This is a genomic window from Frankia sp. AiPs1 (assembly GCF_023716945.1).
Classification (GTDB): Bacteria; Actinomycetota; Actinomycetes; order Frankiales; family Frankiaceae; genus Frankia.
Window position 1 is genome coordinate 1 of record NZ_JAMQQF010000684.1, and the last position, 2858, is coordinate 2858.

The following is a 2858-nucleotide window of genomic DNA, read 5'->3' on the forward strand; positions in this document are numbered from 1 at the left end:
CCGCCTCCCCCGCACGCCCCGGGGGCACGGTCGTCCGGACCACCTCGCCGCCCCGCGGCGGCGGGGCAGGCACCGGGCCCTCGACCCCCACCGGGCCCACGGGCGGCCAGACCCCGACCGGCAACGGCAACACCGCCGGATCTGGCGGATCTGGCGGTTCCGGGGGCTCTGGCAGCGGCGGTTCCGGTGGTTCCGGCTCTGGCTCCGGCGGTTCGGGTGGTTCTGGTTCGGGCGGTTCCGGCTCTGGCTCCGGTGGTTCGGGTGGTTCTGGTTCGGGCGGTTCCGGCTCTGGTTCGGGTGGTTCGGGCGGTTCCGGCGGCGCGGGCGAGTCCGATGGCCCCGGTAAACCCGCGCCGGGCAGACCTACGCCGAGAAGGCCCGTGACGAGCAGGCCTGTACCGAGCAAACCGGCGCCGAGCAAGCCCGCGAGCAAGCCCGCACCGAGCAGACCGGTGCCGAGCAAGCCCGCGCCGAGCAAGCCTGCAGCAAACAAGCCCGCACCGAACAGGCCCGCACCGAGCAGGCCCGTGTCGAGTAAGCCCGCGTCGAACAAGCCCGTCGCGGGCCGACCTACAGCAGGACGGCCCTCGACGGGACGGCCCTCGACGGGCAATCCCGAGGCGGGCAATCCCTCGACGGGGTCTTCCGGTGGGACGAGTCGCCCCACCGCCAGCTCGTCCATACCTCGAGCCTCGGCGCGTCCCCAGCCGATCCCGCCGACCAGCGATGGCTCCCCGCCTGACCGGTCCGATGACGAGACCGACGGTCCGGCCACCACGACGTCCTCGGGCGGAACCCACCGTCGTGGCGGCAACCGTCCGACCTACACAGCACGTCCAACGCCCCCGCCCGCGCCGGCCGGCGCGGGTGAGGTCGACGGCAACAGCGGGTCCGGCGGGCCTGGCGGCGCGGGCAGACCTGGCGGCGCGGGCGGGTCTGGCGGGTCTGGCGGGTCTGGCGGTGCGGGTGGGTCCGGCTGGCCCGGTGGCGCAGGTCGGTCTGGTGGGGCGGACGAGTCTGGTGGCGTGGACGCTGGCACCGGAGGCTCCTTGGGCGAGGGAATCAGCACGGCCGCAGGCGCATCCGCCGGTTCCGGACGCATGGGCCTCGGCGCGCGGCGTTAGAGCGCGCATCCCGTTGGGATCGGGAGGGATGGTTCGCCCGAACGAGACCCGGTGCCCGAGACCCGGGGCCCGGCGTGCCGGTGCCTGTCCCGGTTGCGTCGGCAACTGCAGGAGGTTGATGGCGGTGGGGGTCCGGCTCGCGGTCATCAACCTCCTGCATCTGTTGACATCCACCCGGCCAGGACTGTCGCCGGCCGTTCCACCCACCGTGCGTGATCGGTGAAGTGTGGAGATGTTTCCGTCCGAGTCCAACCCTGATGATCTCGGGGTTCCGCGGAACCGCGCCGCGCCGTCGGCACGAGCCCGAAGTCGATGACCGCGATAGTCGATGACCGCGAAGGTCCCCGACGTCCCCGACGTCCCCGACGTGTGTATCTCCAGTCCACGTCGACCAGGCAGTGGTCCAGTCCGGTGTCGTGTGGGCGGGTCGGCGCAGTAGCTGGTAGGCGGCCCGGTGGGCGGCGTACCGACACGACGCCCACGGTGTCGGTAGTACTACTCTGGGTGAGTTACGGTTCGGGCCTCCGTGGAGACGATGCGACCTGGGGGCCTGATGTGGGTGTTTGCCATGGCTATGGCGCTGCTCGCCGTCGCGGTGATGCTCGTCGGCATCGCCGGCACCCTACGCGGGCGGGTGGGATGGGCCCGCATCTCCGGCCGGCGCGGCGGGTTGACCGTCGCGGCCGGCGGCTTCACGGTCGCCGTGGCAGCCTTCGGCTTTTCCGCCCCCGCCGGTTCGGGCGGGGACGATGCCCGGCTCCAGACGGCCAGTGCCACCGACACCGGGCTCGGGCTCGACGACCAGCCGCAGGGCGACAACCTGCCCTGGCAGCCGGGCAGTGTGCCGGTCTCGCCCCTGTCGACGCTGCCACCGTTCCCCGCGTCGATCTACGGTTCCCCTGACGCCGCGGGCGGTGCCGCCGCCGCGGACGGCTCCGGACCGCCTGCGTCGAGGTATCCCGCCTCGTCCGACGGTGTGCTCGACGGGAGCGGCCCGGCCGCCGGCGATCGCGTTCGCGCCGGCGGGGGCAGGGACGCCGATCAGGACGAGGACGGGGAGCGCTTCGCCGCGGGACTGGACGGTGGCGACCTCGACGGGTGGGACGGCCGGGCCGGCCGTGGACGCTCCGAGTCCGGCCCGGGCGAGTGGTCGGCCGGCGACGACCCGGCCGGCGATGCCTACCGCGACAACACCCGCCCCGGCGCGGCCGTCGGTCCCGGGGTCGGCTCCAGGGCCGGCGGCTATCGCGGAGCCGGCGGCTATCGCGGCGCAGGTGGACTCCCCGGAACTGGTGGGTTCCCCGGAGACGGTGGGGATTCGGGGGCCGAAGGGTTCCCCGGAACCGGCGGGTACGCGGGGGCCGGCGGCTATGCGGGAACGGACGGACACGTGGGAGCCGGTGGGTATCCGGGTTCCGCGGCCTATCCGGCCGGTGTCGGCATCCCCGCCGGCACTGCGGCGCAAGAAGCCGGGGTGCGCGCGGGGTCTCGGGGGCGGGCGATGGCTGGGGGAACATCGGGGTCGGGCCCGGGCACCGCATCGAGCGGTCCGGCCGGTGCCACCTCGCGCACATGGGGACAGGGCGCGCGGGGACAGGGTCCGCCCATCCCGGATTCCGGGTCGACGTCGGTTGCGAGGTCCGGCTCAGGCGCCGGCAGCCGGGGCGCTTCCGATGGGCGGGGCGCGGCGGGCTCTCGCGGGGGCACCGCCGGGAGCGACACGGGGGCGCGGTC

1 pseudogene is annotated in these 2858 nt (G+C 74.5%); it reads left to right on the forward strand.

From position 1 onward, the window contains the following. Positions 1-1692 precede the first annotated feature (1692 nt). Positions 1693-2858 (forward strand): annotated as a pseudogene (locus ND748_RS29365) (hypothetical protein); the annotation flags it as partial.